Genomic DNA, 23,622 nt, shown 5'->3' with positions numbered 1-23,622 from the left:
CTGCGAGGTTCCGTTTGTTATTCCGCCAGGGCGACGGCGATTTCGGCGGCAAGCCGCGCATTGTTTTCGACAAGCGCGATGTTGGTCTTCAAGCTGCGACCGTCGGTGATGTCGAAGATGGTGCCGAGCAGGTACGGGGTGACCGCCTTGCCGGTGATTTCGTCGCGTTCGGCGCTGTCGAGGGCGCGCTGGATGTAGATTTCCATTTCCTCGCGCGGAATTTCGTCGGCTTCCGGCACCGGATTGGCGATCAACATGCCGCCATCGATGCCGAGCTGTTCGCGGGTGGTCTGGAAGTTGGCGATTGCCGCGGGGCTGTTCAGCGTCAGCGGGCTCGGCAGGCCGGAGGAGCGCGACCAGAAGGCCGGGAATTCCGCGCTGTCATAGGTGACGACGGGCACGCCGCGGGTTTCCAGCACTTCCAGCGTCTTCGGAATATCGAGGATAGCCTTCGCGCCGGCGCAGACGACGATGACGCCGGTACGGGAAAGTTCTTCGAGGTCGGCCGAGATATCGAAGCTCTCCTCCGCGCCGCGATGCACGCCGCCGATGCCGCCGGTGGCGAAAACCTTGATGCCGGCGCGGGCGGCGGCGATCATCGTGGCGGCGACCGTGGTCGCACCGGTGCGGCGCTCGGCGATCGCGAAGGCGAGATCGGCGCGCGACACCTTCATGGCGGCTTCGGTCTTGGCGAGCGCCTGCAACTCTTCCGGCTCAAGGCCGATATGCAAAACGCCGTGGATGACGGCGATGGTTGCCGGCACAGCGCCTTCCTGCCGGATGATCGCCTCGACGCTGCGGGCCATCTCGATATTGCCGGGGTAGGGCATGCCATGGGTGATGATGGTCGATTCCAGCGCGACGAGCGGCGCGCCGCGCAGCTTTGCCGCAGCGACTTCCTTCGAATAGGAGATCGGGAGCAGGGGCGAGATAGGCTTGGTCATGGTCGTGTCCAATTGACTGAAACGGTAGAGGCGATTTGAGCAGGCTTCATGACAGAATAGCGGCCTCTGGAACAAGGGCCAACATCGTCTTTAGCAGCTCGGGTGTGAGATTTTCGGCGGTGGCGAAGGGCGACTGCACGGTGATTGCGGCCGCAGCAGCACCGTGACGCACGGCCTCGCCAAGGTCGTGACCGGCGAGTAGGGCGGCCAGAACTCCCGCGGCAAGCGAATCTCCCGCGCCGGTGACATCGGCGACATTGTCGACGATGGGCGGCTGCAGGCTGATGACGACATCGCGCGAGAACGCGATCAGTTCGCGCTTGCCGCGGGTGATCACGCCGCTCCGCAGACCGAGCGCGCGCAATTCGCTCACCCATTCACGCGGGTCTTGTGGACGGCTCTCCGTCAGCGCTGCGGCCTCGGCTTCGTTGAGGAACAGGTAATCGATGTCGGAAAGGCACGGCTTCAGCCGCACCACCTTCGCGGGCGAAATCGCGATGGCGGCGACGGGTTTGCCGCAGAAGGACGCCCTTGCTGTGATGGCACTTAGCGTCTCGGCCGGCAGATTGGCGTCGCAAAGAACGAGGTCGGTCGCCTCGAATGCATTGCGAACGGCGCGAATCGCCAGGCGCCTGGGGACGAACAGCTTGTAGAGCTCCATGTCCGCAAGCGCGATGACCAGATTGCCGTCGCGTTCTAGGATCGCGGTGTAGCTCGGTGTTTTGCGGTCGAGGAACACGAAAGGCTTGTCGTCGATGCCGGCGTGGCTGGCGGCCTCGGCCACCATCTCTCCGGAGGGGTCGCCGCCGCGGGGCGAGATCAGCTTTACGTCGAAGCCTAGGCGGGCGAGATTGCGGGCTGCATTGAAGCCGCCGCCGCCGGGCTCCTCGAACCATGCTCCCGGATTGCTGGCGCCCGGCGCCGTCTCGCCGAAGATGCGACCGCGGCGGTCGACATGAGCGCCGCCAAGAACGAGAATCTTCTTCGCCATATGGTTTTCCTCAGCAATCGAAAAGGCGAATCGGACCGGCCGCCAACAAGCCCGATCCGATCGTCGCGGACCCGTAAGTGCCTGGGAAGAAAGGAGAAAACAAAAGTAGAACGGAATTCATTTTACCTTTTTCTTTCAATTGCTTGTTGTGCTCTTGTGATTTGAGAACAAATAGAGTACAGAATTCTCATCGGCGGCGACATTGCTAGAGCGGCTTCAATAACCTAAAGGTGGATCGAATGTCTCAGAATTCTTTGCGGCTTGTAGAGGACAAATCGGTGGATAAAAGCAAAGCACTTGAAGCGGCACTCTCTCAAATTGAGCGGTCGTTCGGCAAGGGCTCGATCATGAAGCTCGGCTCTAACGAGAACGTGGTCGAAATAGAAACGGTTTCCACTGGCTCCCTGAGCCTCGATATTGCGCTGGGCATCGGCGGTTTGCCGAAGGGGCGTATCATCGAAATCTATGGGCCGGAAAGCTCCGGTAAGACGACGCTGGCGCTGCAGACGATCGCCGAAGCGCAGAAGAAGGGCGGCATCTGCGCCTTCGTCGACGCCGAACACGCGCTCGATCCGGTCTACGCCCGCAAGCTCGGCGTCGACCTGCAGAACCTGCTGATCTCGCAGCCCGACACCGGTGAACAGGCGCTTGAAATTACCGACACGCTGGTGCGCTCCGGCGCTATCGATGTTCTCGTCATCGACTCCGTCGCGGCGTTGACGCCGCGTGCCGAAATCGAAGGCGAGATGGGTGACAGCCTGCCGGGCCTGCAGGCTCGTTTGATGAGCCAGGCGCTGCGCAAGCTCACCGCTTCGATCTCGAAGTCCAATTGCATGGTGATCTTCATCAACCAGATCCGCATGAAGATCGGTGTCATGTTCGGCTCGCCGGAAACAACGACCGGCGGCAACGCACTGAAGTTCTATGCCTCGGTCCGCCTTGACATCCGCCGTATCGGCGCCGTCAAGGAGCGTGAAGAGGTTGTCGGCAACCAGACCCGCGTCAAGGTCGTCAAGAACAAGATGGCGCCGCCTTTCAAGCAGGTGGAATTCGACATCATGTATGGCGAGGGTGTTTCCAAGACCGGCGAACTGGTGGATCTCGGTGTCAAGGCCGGCATCGTCGAGAAGTCCGGCGCCTGGTTCTCCTATAACAGCCAGCGCCTCGGCCAGGGTCGCGAGAATGCGAAACTCTTCCTGCGCGACAACCCGGATCTCGCCCGCGAGATCGAGTTGTCACTGCGCCAGAATGCCGGCTTGATCGCCGATCGCTTCCTGCAGAATGGCGGCCCTGATGCCGATGATGGCGACGCCGCTGCGGAATAGCGGTTTTCGGGAGCGATCCCGGGCCTGATATAAGACAAAATCCGAAACCGGCCGCATTGTCCAAGAGATGTGCGGCCGGTTTTGTTCGTGCGGCTGGACAGGGCCGGGAGCGAACGATAAAAGCCACTGACTTTGACGCAAGTTGCTGATGGCAGTACTGAAGGGCCCAATATGAGCGGTGTGAATGAAATCCGGTCGACCTTCCTCGACTATTTTAAGAAAAACGGCCACGAGATCGTGCCGTCGAGCCCGCTGGTGCCGCGCAACGATCCGACATTGATGTTCACCAATGCCGGCATGGTGCAGTTCAAGAACGTTTTCACCGGGTTGGAGCAGCGGCCCTATACGACGGCGTCGACAGCGCAGAAATGCGTGCGCGCCGGCGGCAAGCATAACGACCTCGACAATGTCGGCTATACCGCCCGCCATCATACCTTCTTCGAAATGCTCGGCAATTTCTCCTTTGGCGACTATTTCAAGGAGCGCGCTATCGAGCTTGCCTGGAATCTGATCACCAAGGAATTCGGCCTCGACGCCAAGCGCCTGCTGGTCACGGTCTATCACACTGACGACGACGCCTATAATCTGTGGAAGAAGATCGCCGGCCTCTCTGACGACAAGATCATCCGTATCGCCACCAGCGACAATTTCTGGGCGATGGGCGATACCGGTCCCTGCGGCCCCTGTTCGGAGATCTTCTATGATCACGGCGATCATATCTGGGGCGGCCCTCCCGGCTCGCCGGAAGAAGACGGTGATCGCTTCATCGAGATCTGGAATCTCGTCTTCATGCAGTTCGAGCAGATCAGCAAGCAGGAGCGGGTCGACCTGCCGCGTCCGTCGATCGACACCGGCATGGGTCTCGAGCGCGTTGCCGCCGTGCTGCAGGGCAAGCATGACAATTATGACATCGATCTCTTCCGCGCACTGATCGAAGCCTCCGAAGAGGCGACCGGCGTGAAGGCTGAGGGCGAACATCGCGCCAGCCATCGTGTCATCGCCGACCATCTGCGTTCCTCGGCATTTCTGGTCGCCGACGGCGTGCTGCCGTCGAACGAAGGCCGCGGCTACGTGCTCCGCCGCATCATGCGTCGCGCCATGCGCCATGCCCAGCTGCTTGGCGCCAAGGAGCCGCTGATGTGGAAGCTGCTGCCGACGCTCATCCAGCAGATGGGGCGCGCCTATCCCGAGCTGGTGCGCGCCGAAGCGTTGACCTCCGAGACGCTGAAGCTTGAGGAAACCCGTTTCCGCAAGACGCTGGAACGTGGCCTGTCGCTTCTGTCGGACGCCACGTCGGACCTGCACAAGGGTGATAGCCTGGACGGCGAAACCGCATTCAAGCTCTATGATACCTATGGCTTCCCGCTGGACCTGACTCAGGACGCGCTGCGCGCCCGCGGCATCGGCGTCGATATTTCCAGCTTCACCGATGCCATGGAGCGGCAGAAGGCCGAGGCGCGTTCGCATTGGGCAGGCTCCGGCGACAAGGCGACAGAGACCATCTGGTTCGAGCTCAAGGAAAAGTTCGGCGCGACCGAGTTCCTCGGCTACGACACGGAGGCTGCCGAGGGTGTCATCCAGGCGATCGTTCGGGACGGCGCCGCTATCGACAGTGCTTCGGCCGGCGACAAGGTGCAGATCGTCGTCAACCAGACGCCGTTCTACGGCGAATCCGGCGGCCAGATGGGCGATACTGGTGTGATCTCCGGCGACAGCGGCAAGCTTGTTGTCGGCGACACCCAGAAGAAGGGCGAAGGCCTGTTCGTTCACAGCGCCGAGGTTTCGGAAGGCGCGATCAAGGTGGGCGATGCCGTCGTGCTGACGGTCGATCACGCACGGCGCTCGCGCCTGCGCGCCAACCATTCCGCGACCCATCTGCTGCATGAGGCCCTGCGCGAAGTGCTCGGCACCCACGTTGCTCAGAAGGGCTCGCTGGTCGCGCCCGAGCGCCTGCGCTTCGACGTCTCGCATCCGAAGCCGATGTCGGCCGGGGAGCTGAAGATCGTCGAGGATATGGCCAACGAGATCGTTCTGCAGAATTCGCCCGTTACGACCCGCCTGATGAGCGTCGACGATGCGATCGCGGAAGGCGCGATGGCGCTGTTCGGCGAGAAATACGGCGATGAAGTTCGCGTCGTATCCATGGGGCAGGGCGTGCGGGGCGCCAAGGCCGGCAAGCCCTATTCCATCGAGCTTTGCGGCGGAACGCACGTATCCGCCACCGGCCAGATCGGGCTCGTGCGCATTCTCGGCGACAGCGCTGTCGGTGCCGGCGTGCGCCGTATCGAAGCCGTGACAGGCGAATCCGCGCGTGATTATCTTGCCGAGCAGGACGAGCGCGTGAAGAGCCTCGCTGCGGCGCTGAAGGTTCAGCCCGGGGATGTCGTTTCGCGCGTCGAATCTTTGCTGGATGAGCGCCGCAAGCTGGAGCGTGAATTGGCCGATGCCAAGCGCAAGCTCGCCATGGGCGGCGGCCAGGGCGGTTCTGCCGATGCGGTGCGCGATGTCGGTGGCGTCAAATTCCTCGGTAAAGCCGTTTCCGGTGTCGACCCCAAGGATCTCAAGGGGCTGGCGGATGAAGGCAAGGCCAGCCTCGGCTCCGGCGTCGTTGCGCTGATCGGCGTTTCCGAGGATGGCAAGGCCAGCGCCGTCGTTGCCGTCACCGAGGATTTGACCGGCCGCTTCAGCGCGGTCGATCTCGTCCGCATCGCGTCTGCTGCCCTCGGCGGCAAGGGCGGCGGCGGACGTCCCGACATGGCTCAGGCCGGCGGCCCCGATGGTGCCAAGGCGAATGAGGCGGTCGAAGCGGTTGCTGGGGCACTCGCCAGCTAAGGGCCAGATTTCATTCCAATATCGGACGCGGCGGAGGCAGTTGACCTCCGCCGTTTTCGTTTGTGCAACCGACTCAGCAGGATTTGTCAAATCGAGATATGGTTCCTTGGGGCCGATCGATTTGCAAGGAGTTGGACATGAACGGCGAAACGGCATGGGCGCTTTACGAGACCCGTCTGCGGCGGGTCTCTGCCTATATCCACGAGCATCTGGATGAAGAGCTCGATATGGAGAAACTTGCCGGGATCGCCTGCATGTCCAGCTATCACTGGCACAGGATTTATCGGGCGATCTATGGCGAGACGGCGGCTGCTACCGTCAAACGGTTGCGGCTTCACCGCGCCGCCGGCGATCTCGTCCGCACCGATCTTGTGGTCAGCGACATTGCAAAGCGATCGGGTTATCCCAACCTCCAATCGTTCAACCGCATCTTCAAATCCGTCTACGGCATGCCGCCGGCGCGATATCGGAATGAGGGAAGCCACACGATTTTCGAACCCGGCACCCAAGGAAGGATCAAGCTCATGTTCGACGTTACGCTTCGCACCATCTCACCGGTCTCGCTGATCGGGGTTTCCCACAAGGGTCCCTACATGCAGATCGGCCAGGCTTTCGAAACCCTGTTCGGCACGCTCTATGCGCGCGGCCTCGCCAGGCCCGATATGCGGATGATCGGTGTCTATCTCGACGATCCGGACGTTGTCGCGGCCGAGAAACTGCACTCCTACGCCTGCGTCAATGCCGGCGAGGAGATTGCCGTCGAGACTCCGCTGGAGCGGCGAGCCGTCGATGGCGGCGAATATGCCGTGTTGCGGCACAAGGGCCCCTATGCCGATATGTATAGGGCCTATCAGTGGCTCTATGCCGAATGGCTGCCGGCCTCCGGCCGGCAACTGCGCGATGCCGTCATATTCGAGGAATATCTCAACAATCCGCGCGACGTGCAGCCGACGGAGTTGTTGACCGATATCTACATGCCGCTGCAATAGCGGCATGATGTTTCACACGAGGGAATGGCTGTAGAGCCTTGGCCTCTCAGCCATTCGCTTGCTTCGGCATTGCCGCGTTATCGAGTTCGTTGCCACGGCGATAGGCATCGCGGTCGCTAACGCGGTTCCAATAGTCGATGTAGGCCGGTCGCTTTTCGATTGTACCAAAATTGAGACCCCAGCCGACATGGGAGCCGACATAGACGTCCGCGGCCGTGAAACGGTCGCCCGCAATGTACGGCGAAATGCTGACTGCCTGTTCCAGAGTGTCGAATACATTATCCAGGCTGCCGCAGCCGGCCATGCGCAGGCGCTCGGGCGGAATTTCGAAGCCAAGGGCACGATTGGTGACGGCCATCTCCATCGGTCCAGCCGCAAAGAACATCCAGCGGAAGTAGCGTCCGCGCTCGGCTGCCGTCGGCGCCAGGCCCGCCTGCGGAAAAGTCTCGGCCAGATAGGCGCAGATGGCCGCGCCCTCGGTGACGACGGTATCGCCGTGCTTGATCGCCGGCACCTTGCCCATGGGATTCATCGAGAGATAGTCGGGCGCCTTCATCGTCGTGCCGAAATCGAGATATTCGGTGCGATAGGGCTGGCCGATTTCCTCCAGCATCCAACGGGCGATACGTCCGCGTGACATGGGATTGGTGTAGAAAACGAGTTCCTCGGTCATAAGATCCTCCCTTGGTTTGGTGCATTCTTGCCATCGCTCAGGCGGGTCAGCAAGTTGCGTGACAAAAGAAAACCCGGCACTGAGGCCGGGTTTCCGTAAGCCTTGATGTTGCCGAGGCTTAGGCAGCCATGGCCTTCTGGAGGTTCTCGTCGATCTTGTCGAGGAAGGCGGTGGTCGAGAGCCACGGCTGATCCGGTCCAATGAGCAGCGCCAGATCCTTGGTCATGAAGCCGGCTTCGACAGTGTCGACGCAGACGGTTTCGAGCGTTGCGGCAAACTTGGCGAGTTCGGCATTGTCATCGAGCTTGGCGCGATGGGCGAGACCACGGGTCCAGGCGAAGATCGAGGCGATCGAGTTCGTCGAGGTTTCCTGGCCCTTCTGGTGCTGGCGATAGTGACGGGTGACCGTGCCGTGGGCGGCTTCGGCTTCAACCGTCTTGCCATCCGGCGTCAAGAGAACCGAGGTCATCAGGCCGAGCGAGCCGAAGCCCTGAGCAACCGTGTCGGACTGGACGTCGCCGTCGTAGTTCTTGCAGGCCCAGACGTAGCCACCGGACCACTTCAGGGCGGAGGCGACCATGTCGTCGATCAGGCGGTGCTCGTAGGTGATGCCGACTTCGTCGAACTTCGCCTTGAATTCGCTCTGATAGACTTCTTCGAAGATGTCCTTGAAGCGTCCGTCATAGGCCTTGAGGATGGTGTTCTTGGTCGAGAGATAGACCGGCCACTTGCGCATCAGGCCGTACATCATCGACGCACGAGCGAATTCGCGGATCGATTCGTCGAGGTTGTACATGGCCATGGCAACGCCGGCGCCCGGGGCGTCGAAGACGTCCCTTTCAATGACCGTGCCGTCTTCGCCGACGAACTTGATGGTCAGCTTGCCCTTGCCCGGAAATTTGAAGTCGGTGGCGCGATACTGGTCGCCGAAGGCGTGACGGCCGACGACGATCGGCTTGGTCCAGCCCGGAACCAGACGCGGCACGTTCTTGCAGATGATCGGTTCGCGGAAGATGACGCCGCCGAGGATGTTGCGGATCGTGCCGTTCGGGCTCTTCCACATTTGCTTGAGGTTGAATTCCTTGACGCGGTCTTCATCCGGCGTGATCGTCGCGCACTTGATGCCGACGCCGTGCTTCTTGATGGCGTTGGCGGCGTCGACGGTGACCTGGTCGTTGGTCGCATCGCGGTTTTCGACCGAGAGGTCGTAATAGTCGATATCGATATCGAGGTAGGGGTAGATCAGTTTGTCTTTGATAAACTGCCAGATGATGCGAGTCATCTCGTCGCCATCGAGATCGGCAACGGGGTTAGCGACCTTGATCTTCTTCATGCTTCTGCCTCGTTTAAGCTGATGGGGGCGCATGTCCCCGTGAGTGATATGAAGTCTCGAGCGCTATAGCATCGCAAGTTCCGAACGCAAAGCCAAAGCGGCGCCAAGGCGGCGTTTTTGCTCATCACATCCGCTTCATGGCACCTTCCGGTAGCGATCGACTTTTCGATGTCAGTGTCAACCAGCCAGGTGCTGCACGATATGAACGAGAAAGAGAATTTCAGCACCGAAGACCTGCGCCAGCATTTTGGCGTATCAGAGCAAAAAAGCCGATGAGAGCCTTATGAGGATAGTTATCGGTTGGATGCCGGGCTTGACGCTCGGAAAAATTCCAAAATTTTCATGCACGAAGGCCTTAAAGCTTTTGGGCCGGAACAACGTCCAGGCGCCGAGCAATGCAACTGCGAGGCAGACAAATATCTGCCGCACGAATACCAACAGGCCACGCGACATGATGTCCCCCTCGGCGAAATTGTCTTCGCCGCATATCGGATAGCAAACCGCATATATCCACTCGATACGAAGGCCCGGCCTTCCTTGTAAAAGGAACATACAAGCCTGGAACGCCGACAAAGACGGCTTTTGAAATCGTCGTAATCTTATCAGCGCAGCTTCGGTCCGACGGGTGGTTTTTCAAAATCGGCACCATTGCCAAAGCGGTGGATGCGTCTAATGTCGCCCATGTTTTGCCTGTCGCAACGGAATCATATCATGCAGAAATTCGCCGCATCCGCGCTTGTCCTCACATTCCTTCAGTTCTCGTTGGGGGCGAATATGGCGCTTGCGGCCGATGCGACGGCTCCTGTCAAGGTCATCATGGATGCCACCGTCTCGAACTGGGCAGGCGGAGACAGCGACTGGCAGGATATTTTCGACGAGAGCAAGCTCAAGGATGTCTACAGCAAGGATTTTGCTGCCAAATATCAGGCGGCGGCGCAGTTTCCCGCAGCCGACGAGGACGGGATTTCACCGTTCGACTACGACGTCATCGTCAACGCGCAGGATGCTTGTCCGCTGGAGGACATGAAGCTCGCCGGACAGCCGCCCAAAGGCGATGTGACGGAAGTCCTCGCCACGTTCAAGAAATCCACCTGCATGGGATCGGACGCCGACTACCAGAAGACGACGACGGTTCGTTTCGAAGTCATCCAGGAGGCCGGAAAACCCGTCATCGACGACATCATCACGATCGACGACAACGGCAATCCGAGCTCGCTGAAATCGGTCATGCAGGATCTTGTCAAGCAGCAGCAACAGCAGCCTTCCGATCAGCAGAAGACGGCCAATCCGCAATAGTCGGGCAGGGTTCGTCGCGGCGCCGGCGCGCAAAAACCTTGCCGATCGGCTGGTGTCTCGCTATTGCGACCGTGATTTGCGCGGACGGGGTTCGCGCCCGGAGAAAAAGCGTCATGGCAGGCACGAACAGCGAGCGTCAACTTCTAGCCGAGGGGCCGGCCGTCATTCTGGTCGAGCCGCAGATGGGCGAGAATATCGGCATGGTGGCGCGGGCCATGGCGAATTTCGGTCTCGCAGAACTGCGCCTCGTCAATCCGCGTGACGGCTGGCCGAACGAGAGAGCGCAGGCGACCGCTTCGAAGGCCGATCACATCATCGAGGCGACGAAGGTCTACGATACGTTGGAGCAGGCGGTCGCCGATCTGAACTTCGTCTATGCGACGACGGCACGCGAACGCGATGGCTATAAGCCCGTGCGTTCGCCGGTCGTCGCGGCGGAGACCCTTCGCGCCCGGTTCAAGGCCGGCGAGGGCACGGGCATTCTTTTCGGGCGCGAGCGCTGGGGCCTGACGAACGAGGAAGTGGCGCTTGCCGACGAGATCGTGACGTTCCCCGTCAATCCCGCTTTCGCTTCCCTGAACATCGCCCAAGCCGTGCTGCTGATGTCCTATGAGTGGATGAAGTCGGGCATGGAGGATCTCGGCGCCGTGCCTTTCCAGGCAATCGAACAGCGGCCTTCGACGAAGGATCAACTTTTCGGCCTTTTCGACCAGCTCGAGGAGGCGCTGGACGCCCGCAATTATTTCCATCCTGCCGGGAAAAAGCCGAAAATGGTCGACAATCTCCGCGCTGTCCTCTCGCGCCGGGCGTTCACCGAACAGGAAATCAGCGTCTTGCGCGGCGTGATCTCGTCTCTCGATCGCTTCACGCGGAAATCTCCCCGCGGCAGCGGTTCCCATCCCCGATCGTCCAGCGCATCCAAGGAAACCACGAACGATGACAGCAGCGGCGAATGAGCTGAAACCCATCCTGGTCTTCGACTCCGGCATCGGTGGCCTGACCGTGCTGCGCGAAGCGCGGGTGCTGATGCCGGAGCGCGGTTTCATCTACGTCGCCGATGATGCCGGTTTTCCTTATGGCGGCTGGGAAGAGCCGGCACTGAAGGAGCGCATCATCGATCTCTTCGCCAAGCTGCTCGCGCAATACAATCCGGAAATTTGCATTATTGCCTGCAACACGGCTTTCACGCTTGTCGGCGCCGATCTGCGCGCCGCCTTTCCGCAAATGACCTTCGTCGGCACGGTGCCGGCGATCAAGCCGGCTGCGGAACGGACCCGCTCTGGTCTGGTTTCGGTGCTGGCGACGCCGGGCACGGTCAAGCGGGCCTATACGCGCGACCTGATCCAGTCCTTCGCCACTCAATGCCATGTCCGGCTCGTGGGTTCGGAAAATCTGGCGCGCCTGGCGGAGGCCTATATTCGGGGCGATGTGGTTTCCGACGAAGCGGTGCTCTCCGAGATCGATCAGTGCTTCGTCGAGAAGGACGGACGCAGGACTGACATCGTCGTGCTGGCCTGCACGCATTACCCTTTCATGGCCAACATCTTCCGCAGGCTCGCACCCTGGCCGGTCGACTGGCTCGATCCGGCCGAGGCGATCGCGCGCCGTGCGCGCAGCCTGGTGCCGCAAGCCGTCGATGCCGTCCATCCTGACAATTTCGACTTTGCAATGTTTACGTCAGGCGCGCCGGATTTTCCAACCCGGCGGCTGATGCAGGGTTTTGGGCTTAGGGCTTGATGATGGCAGACAAGGTTTCGTTGCGTAAACTCGATCTCGCGGACATGCCCGCAGCAGCGGCCGTTCACCGCGCCTCCTTCGACGAGCGGCTTCCGACGCTTTCCGGGCTTCATACGACGGAGGAAGATGTCGGCTTCTGGAGTGCAGTGGTGTTCAAGGACTGCCAGATCTGGGGTGCGGAAGAGGGCGGCCGCTTGGTCGGCGTGATTGCATTTCTGGAGGACTGGATCGATCAGCTCTACGTTTTGCCAGAGGCACAGGGGCATGGCATCGGCAGCCGTTTGCTCGATGTCGCCAAATCGGCCTATCCGGTGCTTTCGCTCTGGACGTTTCAACGAAATGCGCCGGCGCGCCGCTTTTACGAAAAACACGGCTTCTTCGTTGTTGACGAGTCGGACGGGGCAGGCAATGAGGAGAAGGAGCCGGACGTGCTTTACAAATGGGAAGCACGGTTGCATCGACTGTAATGCAAGGTCGGACTAAGCGGCGGGATATTGGGAGGACGATATTTGATGTTTTTTGAAAATGGTTGCAGTTTCCATGCAGAGGCGAGCCATGCGCCTGCTTGACTGCTATAATTTCCATGATTTCCGCGCTCTTGCGAAGAGCCGTCTTCCCGGTCCGATCTTCAACTACATCGATGGTGCTGCCGACGACGAAGTGACGCTTCGGCGCAACACGGCGAGCTTCGAGAGCTGTGATCTCGTTCCGAACGTCCTTCGCGGCGTCAGCAGTGTCGATATGTCTGTCACCGTCATGGGACAAAAGCTCGCCACACCCTTCTACTGCTCGCCGACGGCCCTGCAGCGGCTCTTTCATCACGAGGGCGAAAATGCGGTTGCGGCGGCAGCCTCTTCCATCGGCACCATGTTCGGCGTCTCCTCGCTCGGCACGGTCAGTCTCGAGGAGGTGCGCAAGAAGCATCAGGGGCCGCAGGTCTATCAATTTTATTTCCACAGGGATCGCGGGCTGAACCGCGCGATGATGCAGCGGGCGAAGGATGCCGGCGTCAACGTCATGATGCTCACCGTCGACAGCATCACCGGCGGCAATCGCGAGCGCGACCTGCGCACCGGATTCTCCATTCCCTTCAAGCTCAATCTCGCCGGCATTGCGCAATTCGCCATCAAGCCAGCCTGGGGGTTGAACTATCTCACGCACGAGAAATTCCGCCTGCCGCAGCTCGATGAGCATGTGGATATGAGCGGCGGCGCGATGTCGATCGGCAAATACTTCACCGAGATGCTCGATCCGTCGATGAACTGGAACGACGTTGCCGAAATGGTGAAGCATTGGGACGGGCAGTTCTGCCTGAAGGGCATCATGTCGGTTGAGGATGCAAAGCGTGCCGTCGACATCGGCTGCACGGGCATCGTGCTTTCGAACCATGGCGGCCGGCAGTTGGACGGCTCGCGAGCGGCATTCGACCAGCTGGCGGAAATCGCCGATGCCGTCGGCGACCGCATCGACGTCATGATGGACGGCGGTATCCAGCGCGGCACGCATGTGCTGAAGGCCCTGTCGCTCGGCGCCAAGGCCGTAGGTCTTGGCCGCTTCTATCTCTATCCGCTGGCAGCTGCCGGCCAAGCGGGGGTCGAACGCGCGCTGCGGCATTTGCGCACCGAGATCGAGCGCGACATGAAGCTGATGGGCTGCACCTCGGTCGACCAGTTGTCGCGCGCCAATCTGCGGTTTCGCTGACATCGCGATTGCCTGTGGGTTTTTTCAATCCACGGGCGCGAAGCTTGGAAATCTTTGCTAGACGAAGGCGCGTCCTTTCAGAAAGATGGGACGCATCGGCATTTGATTCTTGACGACAGGGGAAGTGCATTGCAGGTCGGCATCGACATGGGAACGGCGTCCGGCGGGACCAGCGCCCAGCTCGATATCGAGGAGCTGCTGGCAACCCGTCTCCTGGTGCAGGGCAATTCCGGCTCCGGAAAATCGCATCTGCTGCGGCGTTTGCTGGAACAGTCGGCGCAATGGGTCCAACAGGTCATCATCGATCCGGAAGGCGATTTCGTCACGCTGGCCGATAAGTTCGGGCATGTGGTCGTTGATGGCGAGCGCACTGAGGCCGAGCTTGCCGGCATTGCCAACCGCATCCGCCAGCATCGCGTTTCCTGCGTGTTGACGCTGGAAGGGCTCGATATCGAGCAGCAGATGCGCGCCGCCGCGGCTTTTCTCAACGGCATGTTCGATGCCGATCGCGAATTCTGGTATCCGGTGCTGGTTGTCGTCGACGAGGCGCAGATGTTTGCGCCGTCCGTGGGCGGCGATGTCTCCGAAGATGCGCGCAAGATGTCGCTTGGCGCCATGACCAATCTGATGTGCCGCGGCCGAAAGCGCGGTCTTGCCGGCGTCATCGCCACACAGCGCCTGGCGAAGCTTGCCAAGAACGTTGCCGCCGAGGCCTCCAACTTCCTGATGGGCCGCACCTTCCTCGACATCGACATGGCGCGTGCTGCCGACCTGCTTGGCATGGACCGCCGGCAGGCGGAGATGTTCCGCGATCTGAAGCGCGGCAATTTCGTCGCGCTCGGTCCGGCGCTATCGCGGCGGCCGCTGCCGATCACGATCGGTTCCGTGGAAACCTCGGCGCGCTCCTCCAGCCCGAAGCTGATGCCGTTGCCGGATGCGCCTCAGGATGTCGAGGATCTGATCTTTACGCCGGATCCGGAGGAGTTTTCCAAGCCGATGGTTCGCCGGGCCACACCCGTGCCGCGCCCGACGACGGATATCCTGGCCGAACTATCGCGTTCCGCCCCTGCGACGAACGCGGCTGCGGCAGAGCCGAAGCCGAGCCAGCCAGAATTGTCGAACGAGGATCGCGAAGCGCGGGTGACCGCCGTGCTTTCCGAAATCCTGGATGATCCGGCCTCTGCCTTCCGCACGGATTCCGTCCTTTACCAGGAGTTTCTCGTGCGGCTGCGCATGCGTCGCGTGCCCGGTGCGCCGATGAGCCTGTCGGAATTTCGCCGCCGCGTGGCGGTGGTGCGCTCCGGCGCGGATGAGGCGACGATGGCGACGGAGGCATGGGCGACGGCTCTGTCGCTTTCGGCTGGTGTCACCGACGATCTGCAGGGTGTCTTCCTGATGCTTGCCAAGGCGGCCATCGGCGGCGAAGCTTGCCCCTCCGATGCGCGGATCGCCCGTGCCTACGGTACCCACTCGGCCCGCCGCGCCCGGCGTTTGCTCAGCTACTTCGAGGAACAGGGCAGCGTCGTCGTCCATACCGATTTCTCCGGTCGCCGCGTTGTGGCGTTCCCGGATATCGACTGCCAGACGGCCCCGGGCGATGCCAATGCGCCTGATATGCATGGCGAAGAGCAAGCGGCTGCGGAATAGCCGTCACTTCCTTCGATCCTGCTGTTGACATTTTCATGACGACCCCTTACAGACCGCGCCAACGCCGGGCAGAAATGTCCGGTGTTTCATTTGACATGTCCCGTGGCTTTCTCCGTTCGCTAATGTGAGAAGCCTGTCAGAGCTCGAAAATGGAGTTCAGAGGAGGGCGTGTTTCCTTAGCGGTTCGGCAACGGGCCGCTCAAATAGTTTGAAAGGAAATGCGATGAGCAAGCGCGAATCGTCCAAGTACAAAATTGACCGCCGTATGGGCGAGAACATCTGGGGTCGTCCGAAGTCCCCGGTCAACCGTCGCGAATACGGCCCGGGCCAGCACGGCCAGCGCCGCAAGGGCAAGCTCTCCGACTTCGGCGTGCAGCTGCGCGCCAAGCAGAAGCTGAAGGGCTACTACGGCGACCTGCGTGAAAAGCAGTTCCGCGCCACCTTCGACGAAGCCAACCGCCGCAAGGGCGACACTTCGGAAAACCTGATCGGCCTGCTCGAATCGCGCCTCGACGCGATCGTCTACCGCGCCAAGTTCGTTCCGACCGTCTTCGCAGCCCGTCAGTTCGTCAACCATGGCCACGTCACGGTGAACGGCGTTCGCGTCAACATCGGTTCCTATCGCTGCAAGGCTGGCGACGTGATCGAAGTCCGCGAAAAGTCGAAGCAGCTCGTGATCGTTCTGGAATCGATTGGTCTCGCTGAGCGCGACGTTCCGGACTACATCGAAGCCGATCACAACAAGATGGTAGCGACCTTCGCTCGCGTTCCGACCCTCGCCGATGTGCCCTACGCCGTCGTCATGGAACCGCAGCTGGTCGTCGAATTCTATTCGCGTTAAAAAGCGGATATTTTTCTTGATGATGGAAAAGCCGCTCCTTTCGAGCGGCTTTTTTGTCTTTGGAGCGCCCTATGACCGATCTGCAGGCAATTCTCGACGGCATCCATACGGAGCTTTCGCCGCGTATCGGCGAGGGTGAGGTTGCCGATTACATTCCGGAGCTCGCCAAGGTCGATCCGAAGCAGTTCGGCATGACGATCGCCACCGTCAACGGCGAGGTTCACAGCGTCGGTGATGCGGGCACTGCCTTTTCCATCCAGAGCATTTCCAAGGTCTTCATGCTGACGCTGGCGCTCGGCAAGATCGGCGAAAGCCTTTGGAACCGAGTGGGACGCGAGCCGTCAGGCACCTCCTTCAACTCCATAGTCCAGCTCGAGCGTGAAGAGGGCATTCCGCGTAATCCCTTCATCAATGCTGGCGCGATCGCCGTCAGCGATGTCGTGCTGTCTGGCCATGCGCCGCGCGAGGCGATCGGCGAGCTCCTGCGCTTCGTACGCTATGTAGCCGATGACGAGTCGATCACCATCGACGACAGGGTAGCGCGCTCGGAGACGCAGACAGGCTTCCGTAATTTCGCGCTCGCCAATTTCATGCGCGCCTACGGTAATCTCGATCATCCGGTCGAGCATGTACTCGGCGTCTATTTCCACCAGTGCGCGCTTTCGATGAGCTGCGAACAGCTTGCCAAGGCGGGGCTCTATCTTGCGGCGCGTGGCAGCAATCCGATCACAGGCCATTCCGTCGTTTCGCCGAAGCGGGCGCGGCGCATCAATGCGCTGATGCTGACCTGCGGCCATTATGACGGCTCCGGCGATTTCGCCTATCATGTCGGCCTTCCCGGCAAGAGCGGCGTCGGCGGCGGCATTCTCGCCGTGGCGCCGGGTATCGGATCGATTGCCGTCTGGTCGCCGGGCCTGAACAAGGTCGGCAATTCGCAGCTCGGCGCCGTGGCGCTGGAAATGCTGGCTGCGCGCACCGGCTGGTCGGTGTTCGGCGATTGATGCGGTGTCTTCTTTCGGCGCTTTCTGCTATCAGCGTGGCGAGGCACTGAGGACGACGGAATGAACATCGCGACGACGGTAATGGACGAGATCGATATCGAGGCTGAGGACGGCGCTGCTGCCGTGCATCCGATGTTTTCCGATGCGCCTCGATCCGTCTCCTTCAACAAGCTTCGCAAGCGCCTGCTGCGGCAGGTGCGTCAGGCCCTGGAGGATTTCCAGATGCTGAAGGGGCAGAAGCGCTGGCTTGTCGGCCTTTCCGGCGGCAAGGATTCCTACGGGCTGCTGTCGATCCTGCTCGATCTCAAATGGCGCGGCCTGTTGCCGGTGGAACTGATCGCCTGCAATCTCGATCAGGGCCAGCCGAACTTCCCGAAGCATGTCCTGCCGGACTATTTGACGAAGATCGGCGTCGCGCATCGCATCGAATATCGCGACACCTATTCCATCGTGAAGGAAAAGGTGCCGGAGGGTGCGACCTATTGTTCGCTCTGTTCGCGCCTGCGCCGCGGCAATCTCTATCGCATCGCGCGCGAAGAGGGTTGTGATGCATTGGTGCTCGGCCATCACCGCGAGGATATTCTCGAAACCTTCTTCATGAACTTCTTCCACGGCGGGCGCCTGGCCTCGATGCCGGCAAAGCTTCTCAATGATGAGGGCGATCTGATGCTGCTGCGCCCCCTCGCTTATGCGGCCGAAGACGACCTCGCCAAGTTCGCGGCCGCCATGCAGTTTCCGATCATTCCCTGTGACCTCTGCGGCTCGCAGGACGGGCTGCAGCGCAATGCGATGAAGGATATGCTCGCCGATATCGAGCGGCGCATGCCGGGCCGCAAGGATACGATGCTGCGGGCGCTGGCGCATGTGAATCCGTCGCATCTGCTCGATCCCAAGCTCTTCGATTTTGCTGGGCTGATGACTGGACAAACCGACGCCGATTAGGCGGTTTTGCCACACCAGCGTCATCGAATCGGTCATAAGAGGAGGCCTCTCCCAAGATAAAGGCCTTCCATGACTTTCTCCGATACAGACTTCGACCATCTGATGACGATCGTTGCCGAGGCGGCGGCGCGGGAAATCCTGCCGCGGTTCCGCAATCTGGGTGATGGCGACATATCGGAAAAGACGTCGGCCATCGATCTGGTGACTGAGGCAGATCTGCTGGCCGAGCAATACATCACTGCGGCGCTGAAGGCGCGCTTTCCCGGCGCTCTCATCGTCGGAGAAGAGGCCTATGAGGCCGACAAGTCCGTTGTGCCGGCACTGGCGCATGCGGATCTGGCCTTTACCATTGATCCGGTGGACGGCACATTCAATTTCGCGGCAGGGCTGCCGGTATTCGGCACGATCGTTGCTGTCGTCGCCAAGGGCGAGACGATCGCCAGCGTCATCTATGATCCGGTACTCGGTGACACCGTTACCGCCATGCGTGGTGCGGGCACCTTTCTGCGTCGTGGCAAGGGGCAGGCGAGGCGGCTTTCGGTTGCCGCACCCGCTGCGCTGAGCGCCATGACCGGCGCAATATCCTGGGGGCATATGGATGAGCCGGAGAGGTCGCGTATCTGCGCCAATCTCGCCAAGACACGCATGACCTTCTCGCTCAATTGTTCCGCCTACGAATACTGGATGGTGGCATCGGGCAAATGGCATTTCATCGGCCATTCCAAGCTAATGCCCTGGGATCATCTTGCCGGCGTGCTGGCGCATCAGGAGGCCGGCGGCTATACGGCCAAATTCGATGGCACACCATACCGCCCCGGCGAGACCACCGGCGGCATTATCTCTGCGCCGGATGAGGATAGCTGGCAAATGATCCGCCGCGAGATCATCGGCGCCTGACAGGAAAGGACCATATCATGACATCGCCCGTTGACATCACTACCCTTGCTCATGTGTTGCGCCGCGCCGCGCAGATGGAGATCCTGCCGCGCTTCCGCAGACTTGGCAGCGGCGATGTTCGCGCCAAGAGCGAAGCGACCGATCTGGTGACCGAGGCTGACGAGCGTGCCGAGCGCATGGTGAAGGCCGAGGTGTCGCGGCTCTGGCCCGAGGCGCTTTTCATCGGCGAAGAATCTGTTGCCGCCGATCCCGCACTGCTCGACAAGCTGCCGGATGCGGATCTGGCCATCATCGTCGATCCTGTCGACGGCACGTTCAATTTCGCCTCGGGCATCCCCGCCTTCGGCGTTATGGCATCGGTGATCTCCAAGGGTCAAACGGTCGCTGGCATCATCTTCGATCCGATGGGCGACGACTGGGTGCTGGCGGAGCGCGGCAGCGGCGCATGGCTGCGTCGCCCCGACGGCGAGACGCTGCGCATGAGGGTTACGCAATCGGTCGCGCTGGAAGACATGGTCGGCATGGCATCGACCGGCTTCCTGCCGAAGGACAAGCGCGCGGAAGTCATGGGCAATCTCGCCAAGGTGCGCTACTCCACCAACTATCGCTGCGCGGCGCACGAGTATCGCACGCTTGCCGGCGGCCATGTCCACTATCTGATGTACAACAAGCTGATGCCCTGGGATCATCTCGCCGGCGCGCTGATCTCGCAGGAAGCGGGCGCTTATGTGCGTCGCTTCGACGGCTCGCCCTATCTGCCGCATCATCTCGACGGAGGCTTGCTCGTCGCGGTGGATAAGGATTCCTGGGAATTGCTGCGGCGTGAGGTTTTCACCGTCTAACAGGCCGCATCGAGCCGGATCGGATAGTCGGCGCGGCTACTTGGAAAGTCGCGTCGGGAAGGCTATCTTCGCCGCAACAGGCAAGGACTGCGATCGGCGCTTGCCGAGAGGATGAGGCAGATGTCCGAAACGAGCCGCAAGCTGACCACCATCTTCTGCGCAGACGTGCAAGACTATACGCGTCTTATGGGCAAGGATGAGGAGGGGACGCTTGCGACCCTTCGTCGTTATCGGGATGCCATGACGCGGCTCATTGAGGCGCATGGCGGCCGGGTGATCAATACCTGGGGCGACGGCGTCTTCGCCGAATTTCCGAGCGTTGTGGAAGCCGTACGGGCGGCAATTGACGTCCAGAACGAACTGGCCGGCTACAATGCCGCCATGGATACCGAAAGACAGATGCTCTTTCGCATCGGTCTCAACCTTGGCGATGTGATCGCTGACGGCAATGATCTCTACGGCGATGGAGTCAATATAGCCGCTCGGCTTCAGTCGCGCGCTGCGGCGGGCGGTATCGTCATCTCGAATACCGTCTACGACCAAGTGCGGAACAAGGTCGCGGTCGGCTTCGATTTTCTCGGTCAGCTCGAGGTCAAGAACATCGAAGGCGGCGTGCCGAGCTATGCGGTGCGGGTCGGCGGCGTGCAGGTCGTCGACACTTCAGTTGACGATCGCGCCAGACCGCAACCGGTTCGCATGCCCGAGGAAACAACGAAAGAACCCGTTTTATTGGATTGGCGGCGGAGCTATGGCGCGCTGTTCGTTGTCGCGGTCGGACTTGCCGCGCTGAACGCGTTGACATGGCATGGCGAGTTCTGGGCAAAGTGGCCCATACTCGCGCTTACCTGGGTTGGGGCGCTCCGTTTTGCGCGGAGCAACAAGCGGATCGACATCGTTATCGCCCGCATGATTGTCACCGGCATCGGCATCGTCGCGATCAACATTTTCACCTGGCAGGGCACACCCTGGGCGATGTGGCCACTCTTCGGACTTGCGATTGCCGCGGCGCTGCGTTGGGTCAGCCGTTCGCGCAGCGACGCGTAAGAGAGGTACGCCGTTCAGACGTGCCCCATGCCCGGCTCCAGTGCCGGCGTATCACCGGGATGGGTGAAGAGCTTGCCACGTTCGGCCCATAGCGTCGCGACGATCGTGAGCGCACCGAATATGGTAAAGCCAGCGATCATCGGCTGAGCGGTGCCATCGAACATCTGGCCGACGATGCCGCCGAGCAGAACGCCGACGGTGGTCGAGACCGAGCTGGTGATGGCAGCCGCGGTGCCCGCCAGGTGTCCCATTGGCTCGAGGCTGATGGCCATGAAGTTGGTGGTGATTACAGCGAACATCATCAGCATGATCGAGATCAGCACATAGATGAACGTGAAGCTTGGCTGACCGAACATGCCGACGACGTAGCCGACAGCGCCCAGGACGGTGAAAACGATCATGGCGGCGTGGGAAATGCGCCGCATGCCGAAGCTGCGCACGAAATAACCATTGGCGAACTGGGCCACTGCCGTGCCGGCTGCCGTCGCCGCAAAGGCGATCGGAAACGTGTCCCCGAGGCCGTAGACTTCACCGAATACCTGCTGCACCGAGACGATATAGGCGCAGATCACACCCGTGTAGAGCGTCAGGCCGATCATGTAGCCACAGGTGATGCGGTTGGTCAGAACCGTCTTGAAACCGGAGACGACCGAAGCGACCGAGAGCGGCAGGCGCTCTTCGGTCGGAAGCGTTTCCTTCATGCGGAAGAAAGCGACCAGGAAAAGACCGGCGCTGACTATGCCGATCAGGATGAAGATCCATTGCCAGTTGGAATAGGCAACGATCACCTGGCCGACGAAAGGTGCGACCATCGGCATGATCATGAAGACGATCATGACATAGGACATGACGCGCGCCATTTCACGACCGCCGAAGCAATCGCGGACGATTGCAAGCGTAGTGATGCGCACGGCTGCGGCGCCGACGCCCTGTGCGAAGCGCAGAGCGAGCAGCGCGAAGAGATTGCCGCTCCAGGCCGCCGCAAACAGTGTCACCGTATAAAAGGCCAGGCCTCCGAGCAGAATGCTACGGCGGCCATAGGTATCCGACAGGCTGCCGAAGAAGAGCTGGCAGATGCCGAAGCCGAGGAAGTAGACGCCGATGACCAGCTGCGTGTCATTGGGGTTGGCGACATTAAGGGATTGGCCGATGTTCGGAAGCGCCGGCAGCATGCTGTCGATGCCCATGGAAATGCTCGCCGTCATCAGCGCGATGATGATGATGAATTCGACGATGCCGAGGCCGATACGATTGGAGCCGGATTGCGCCGGCGTGTGTTCTTGAGGCGGGGTCATATGAATTTGCCTGTCAATGCAAAGCGAGGGATTGATCTGCCGGCGGTGGCGCATTGTGCGGACGGAAGAGGCGCCCCTTTTCGGCAATCAGCACAAACATCAAGCCGATCAGCGAGACGGTGAAGTAGCCGATGACCATCGGCGTCGCCGTGCCATTAAAATATTGGCCGATGCCGGCGCCGATCGATGCGCCGCCGACCGTGCTCATGAAACCGAGCACCGAGGAGGCAGTTCCGGCGACATGGCCGAGCGGCTCCATGGCGAGCGAGTTGAAATTGGAACCGATCCAACCGAACTGGAACATCGCCAGCGCGAAGAAGATCATGAACAGCGGGAAGGGCATCGGGGCAGGGCCGTTAAGCTGCACCATCAGCCAGACAAAGGTAATGAAGGAGAAGCCGAGCAAGGCCGCATGCGACAGCCGCCGCATGCCGAAACGGCCGACGAGCTGCGAGTTGATGAAGGATGACAGCGCCATGAAGAGCGCCACGCCACCAAAGGCGACGGGGGTGTAGACGCCAAGTCCGTAAATGCCGCTGTAGATCTGCTGGGCCGAGTTGATGAAGCCGAACAGCGCGCCGAAGAGGAACGTGCTGGCGATGGTGTAACAGAGCGCGACGCGGTTCGTCAGGACCATGCTGAAGCCGGATGCAACCGACCTGACGGTCAGCGGGCGGATATTTTCGGGCTTCAGTGTTTCCGGAAGGCGGAAATACATCCAGAGACCGACCAGGGTCGCCATGGTGCCGATGAAGACGAAGATCATGTGCCAAGTGCTGATCAGCAGGATGATCTGGCCGCTTCCCGGCGCGATGACCGGAACGATCATGAAGACCATCATGATCAGCGACATCACCTCGGCCATCAGGCGGCCGCCGAAAACGTCGCGGACGATGGAAATGGTGATGACGCGCGTCGCTGCCGAACCCAGCCCCTGAATGAAGCGCAGGGCGAGCAGACCGGCGAAGGACGGAATAAGGGCAATGCCGAAAGCGGAGATGACATAGACGACAATGCCGATCAACAGGGGAATGCGGCGGCCGAAGCGATCCGACAACGGACCGTAGATAAGCTGCGCCGAGCCAAATCCGATCAGATAGGCTGTTACCACGTATTGCCGATGGTTCTCGTTCTCGACACCGAGACTGGAGCCGATCTGCTGGAGAGCCGGAAGCATGATGTCGATGGCCAATGAATTGATCGCCATCAGGAAGGCCGCGAGTACGATGAACTCGCGTTTGCCCATGGGCAGTTGCCCATGGGACATAGCCTGGGATGTAGTCGTCACGGTT

General features: G+C 60.8%; 22 protein-coding genes. 15 read left to right on the top strand and 7 right to left on the bottom strand.

The features are described 5' to 3' along the window. Nucleotides 1-17: 17 nt before the first annotated feature. Together GA0061101_RS14390 and GA0061101_RS14385 are read right to left on the bottom strand one after the other, a co-directional pair. Nucleotides 18-944: a pseudouridine-5'-phosphate glycosidase gene (locus tag GA0061101_RS14390; protein ID WP_037202385.1), complete on the bottom strand. Its 927-nt coding sequence runs from the start codon at nucleotides 942-944 to the stop codon at nucleotides 18-20. 46 nt (nucleotides 945-990) lie between these two features. After that, nucleotides 991-1,935 carry a carbohydrate kinase family protein gene (locus tag GA0061101_RS14385; protein ID WP_092573801.1) on the bottom strand — a complete coding sequence of 315 codons (945 nt, stop codon included), beginning with the start codon at nucleotides 1,933-1,935 and terminating at the stop codon, nucleotides 991-993. A gap of 239 nt (nucleotides 1,936-2,174) precedes the next feature. Between GA0061101_RS14385 and recA the strand changes: the two genes are divergently transcribed. The 3 genes from recA to GA0061101_RS14370 all read left to right on the top strand — a co-directional run bounded on the left by recA (nucleotide 2,175) and on the right by GA0061101_RS14370 (nucleotide 7,081). Then, entirely contained in the window at nucleotides 2,175-3,260 is a 1,086-nt protein-coding gene (gene recA, locus GA0061101_RS14380) for a recombinase RecA (protein WP_037202383.1), read from the top strand. 171 nt (nucleotides 3,261-3,431) lie between these two features. Then, nucleotides 3,432-6,092 (top strand): alanine--tRNA ligase, encoded by a 2,661-nt coding sequence (gene alaS, locus GA0061101_RS14375; protein ID WP_092573800.1) that lies wholly within the window; start codon nucleotides 3,432-3,434, stop codon nucleotides 6,090-6,092. A 137-nt stretch (nucleotides 6,093-6,229) separates the two neighbouring features. Next, entirely contained in the window at nucleotides 6,230-7,081 is an 852-nt protein-coding gene (locus GA0061101_RS14370; protein ID WP_092573799.1) for an AraC family transcriptional regulator, read from the top strand. 46 nt (nucleotides 7,082-7,127) lie between these two features. Here GA0061101_RS14370 and GA0061101_RS14365 read toward each other — a convergent pair whose 3' ends face one another. The 3 genes from GA0061101_RS14365 to GA0061101_RS14355 all read right to left on the bottom strand — a co-directional run bounded on the left by GA0061101_RS14365 (nucleotide 7,128) and on the right by GA0061101_RS14355 (nucleotide 9,540). After that, nucleotides 7,128-7,754, bottom strand: a complete 627-nt coding sequence (locus tag GA0061101_RS14365; RefSeq protein ID WP_092573798.1) for a glutathione S-transferase family protein — start codon at nucleotides 7,752-7,754, stop codon at nucleotides 7,128-7,130. A 118-nt stretch (nucleotides 7,755-7,872) separates the two neighbouring features. Beyond that, nucleotides 7,873-9,087 (bottom strand): NADP-dependent isocitrate dehydrogenase, encoded by a 1,215-nt coding sequence (locus GA0061101_RS14360; protein ID WP_037202377.1) that lies wholly within the window; start codon nucleotides 9,085-9,087, stop codon nucleotides 7,873-7,875. Between the two features lie 255 nt (nucleotides 9,088-9,342). Further along, a complete protein-coding gene (locus GA0061101_RS14355) occupies nucleotides 9,343-9,540 on the bottom strand; it encodes a hypothetical protein (protein ID WP_141694066.1) in 198 nt (65 codons plus the stop codon). Between the two features lie 321 nt (nucleotides 9,541-9,861). On the opposite strand from GA0061101_RS14355, the gene GA0061101_RS14350 reads away from it, so the two are divergent. The 12 genes from GA0061101_RS14350 to GA0061101_RS14295 all read left to right on the top strand — a co-directional run bounded on the left by GA0061101_RS14350 (nucleotide 9,862) and on the right by GA0061101_RS14295 (nucleotide 21,035). Beyond that, nucleotides 9,862-10,383: a hypothetical protein gene (locus GA0061101_RS14350; protein ID WP_245297481.1), complete on the top strand. Its 522-nt coding sequence runs from the start codon at nucleotides 9,862-9,864 to the stop codon at nucleotides 10,381-10,383. A 113-nt stretch (nucleotides 10,384-10,496) separates the two neighbouring features. After that, entirely contained in the window at nucleotides 10,497-11,339 is an 843-nt protein-coding gene (locus GA0061101_RS14345) for an RNA methyltransferase (protein WP_037202374.1), read from the top strand. Continuing rightward, nucleotides 11,320-12,120, top strand: coding sequence for a glutamate racemase (murI, locus tag GA0061101_RS14340; protein ID WP_047556601.1), 801 nt, complete (start codon nucleotides 11,320-11,322; stop codon nucleotides 12,118-12,120). The genes GA0061101_RS14345 and murI overlap by 20 nt, the downstream gene beginning before the upstream one ends. Before the next feature lie 2 nt (nucleotides 12,121-12,122). Then, a complete protein-coding gene (locus tag GA0061101_RS14335) occupies nucleotides 12,123-12,587 on the top strand; it encodes a GNAT family N-acetyltransferase (protein WP_047556789.1) in 465 nt (154 codons plus the stop codon). Nucleotides 12,588-12,675: 88 nt separating this feature from the next. Next, complete coding sequence (locus GA0061101_RS14330) at nucleotides 12,676-13,821, top strand: alpha-hydroxy acid oxidase (RefSeq protein ID WP_092573796.1); 1,146 nt, start codon at nucleotides 12,676-12,678, stop codon at nucleotides 13,819-13,821. Between the two features lie 129 nt (nucleotides 13,822-13,950). Further along, nucleotides 13,951-15,468 (top strand): helicase HerA domain-containing protein, encoded by a 1,518-nt coding sequence (locus GA0061101_RS14325; protein WP_092573795.1) that lies wholly within the window; start codon nucleotides 13,951-13,953, stop codon nucleotides 15,466-15,468. Between the two features lie 223 nt (nucleotides 15,469-15,691). Further along, complete coding sequence (rpsD, locus tag GA0061101_RS14320; protein ID WP_037202369.1) at nucleotides 15,692-16,309, top strand: 30S ribosomal protein S4; 618 nt, start codon at nucleotides 15,692-15,694, stop codon at nucleotides 16,307-16,309. Nucleotides 16,310-16,380: 71 nt separating this feature from the next. Continuing rightward, nucleotides 16,381-17,310: a glutaminase gene (locus GA0061101_RS14315; RefSeq protein WP_092573794.1), complete on the top strand. Its 930-nt coding sequence runs from the start codon at nucleotides 16,381-16,383 to the stop codon at nucleotides 17,308-17,310. Between the two features lie 60 nt (nucleotides 17,311-17,370). Next, a complete protein-coding gene (gene ttcA / locus GA0061101_RS14310; RefSeq protein ID WP_047556605.1) occupies nucleotides 17,371-18,252 on the top strand; it encodes a tRNA 2-thiocytidine(32) synthetase TtcA in 882 nt (293 codons plus the stop codon). Nucleotides 18,253-18,321: 69 nt separating this feature from the next. Continuing rightward, the gene (locus GA0061101_RS14305) at nucleotides 18,322-19,149 is read left to right on the top strand and encodes an inositol monophosphatase family protein (RefSeq protein WP_092573793.1); all 828 of its coding nucleotides are present in this window, start codon (nucleotides 18,322-18,324) and stop codon (nucleotides 19,147-19,149) included. 17 nt (nucleotides 19,150-19,166) lie between these two features. Beyond that, the gene (locus tag GA0061101_RS14300) at nucleotides 19,167-19,991 is read left to right on the top strand and encodes an inositol monophosphatase family protein (protein WP_037202364.1); all 825 of its coding nucleotides are present in this window, start codon (nucleotides 19,167-19,169) and stop codon (nucleotides 19,989-19,991) included. A gap of 120 nt (nucleotides 19,992-20,111) precedes the next feature. Further along, complete coding sequence (locus GA0061101_RS14295; RefSeq protein ID WP_092573792.1) at nucleotides 20,112-21,035, top strand: adenylate/guanylate cyclase domain-containing protein; 924 nt, start codon at nucleotides 20,112-20,114, stop codon at nucleotides 21,033-21,035. Nucleotides 21,036-21,049: 14 nt separating this feature from the next. Here GA0061101_RS14295 and GA0061101_RS14290 read toward each other — a convergent pair whose 3' ends face one another. Beyond that, entirely contained in the window at nucleotides 21,050-22,330 is a 1,281-nt protein-coding gene (locus tag GA0061101_RS14290; RefSeq protein WP_047556609.1) for a multidrug effflux MFS transporter, read from the bottom strand. Between the two features lie 13 nt (nucleotides 22,331-22,343). Then, the gene (locus GA0061101_RS14285; protein ID WP_092573791.1) at nucleotides 22,344-23,576 is read right to left on the bottom strand and encodes a multidrug effflux MFS transporter; all 1,233 of its coding nucleotides are present in this window, start codon (nucleotides 23,574-23,576) and stop codon (nucleotides 22,344-22,346) included. Nucleotides 23,577-23,622: the final 46 nt, after the last annotated feature.

Origin of the sequence: Martinezella lusitana (assembly GCF_900094565.1) — a bacterium.
Lineage (GTDB): Bacteria > Pseudomonadota > Alphaproteobacteria > Rhizobiales > Rhizobiaceae > Rhizobium > Rhizobium lusitanum.
Note: the sequence above shows the minus strand (reverse complement) of the source record. Positions and strands in the feature narration are given on the sequence as shown.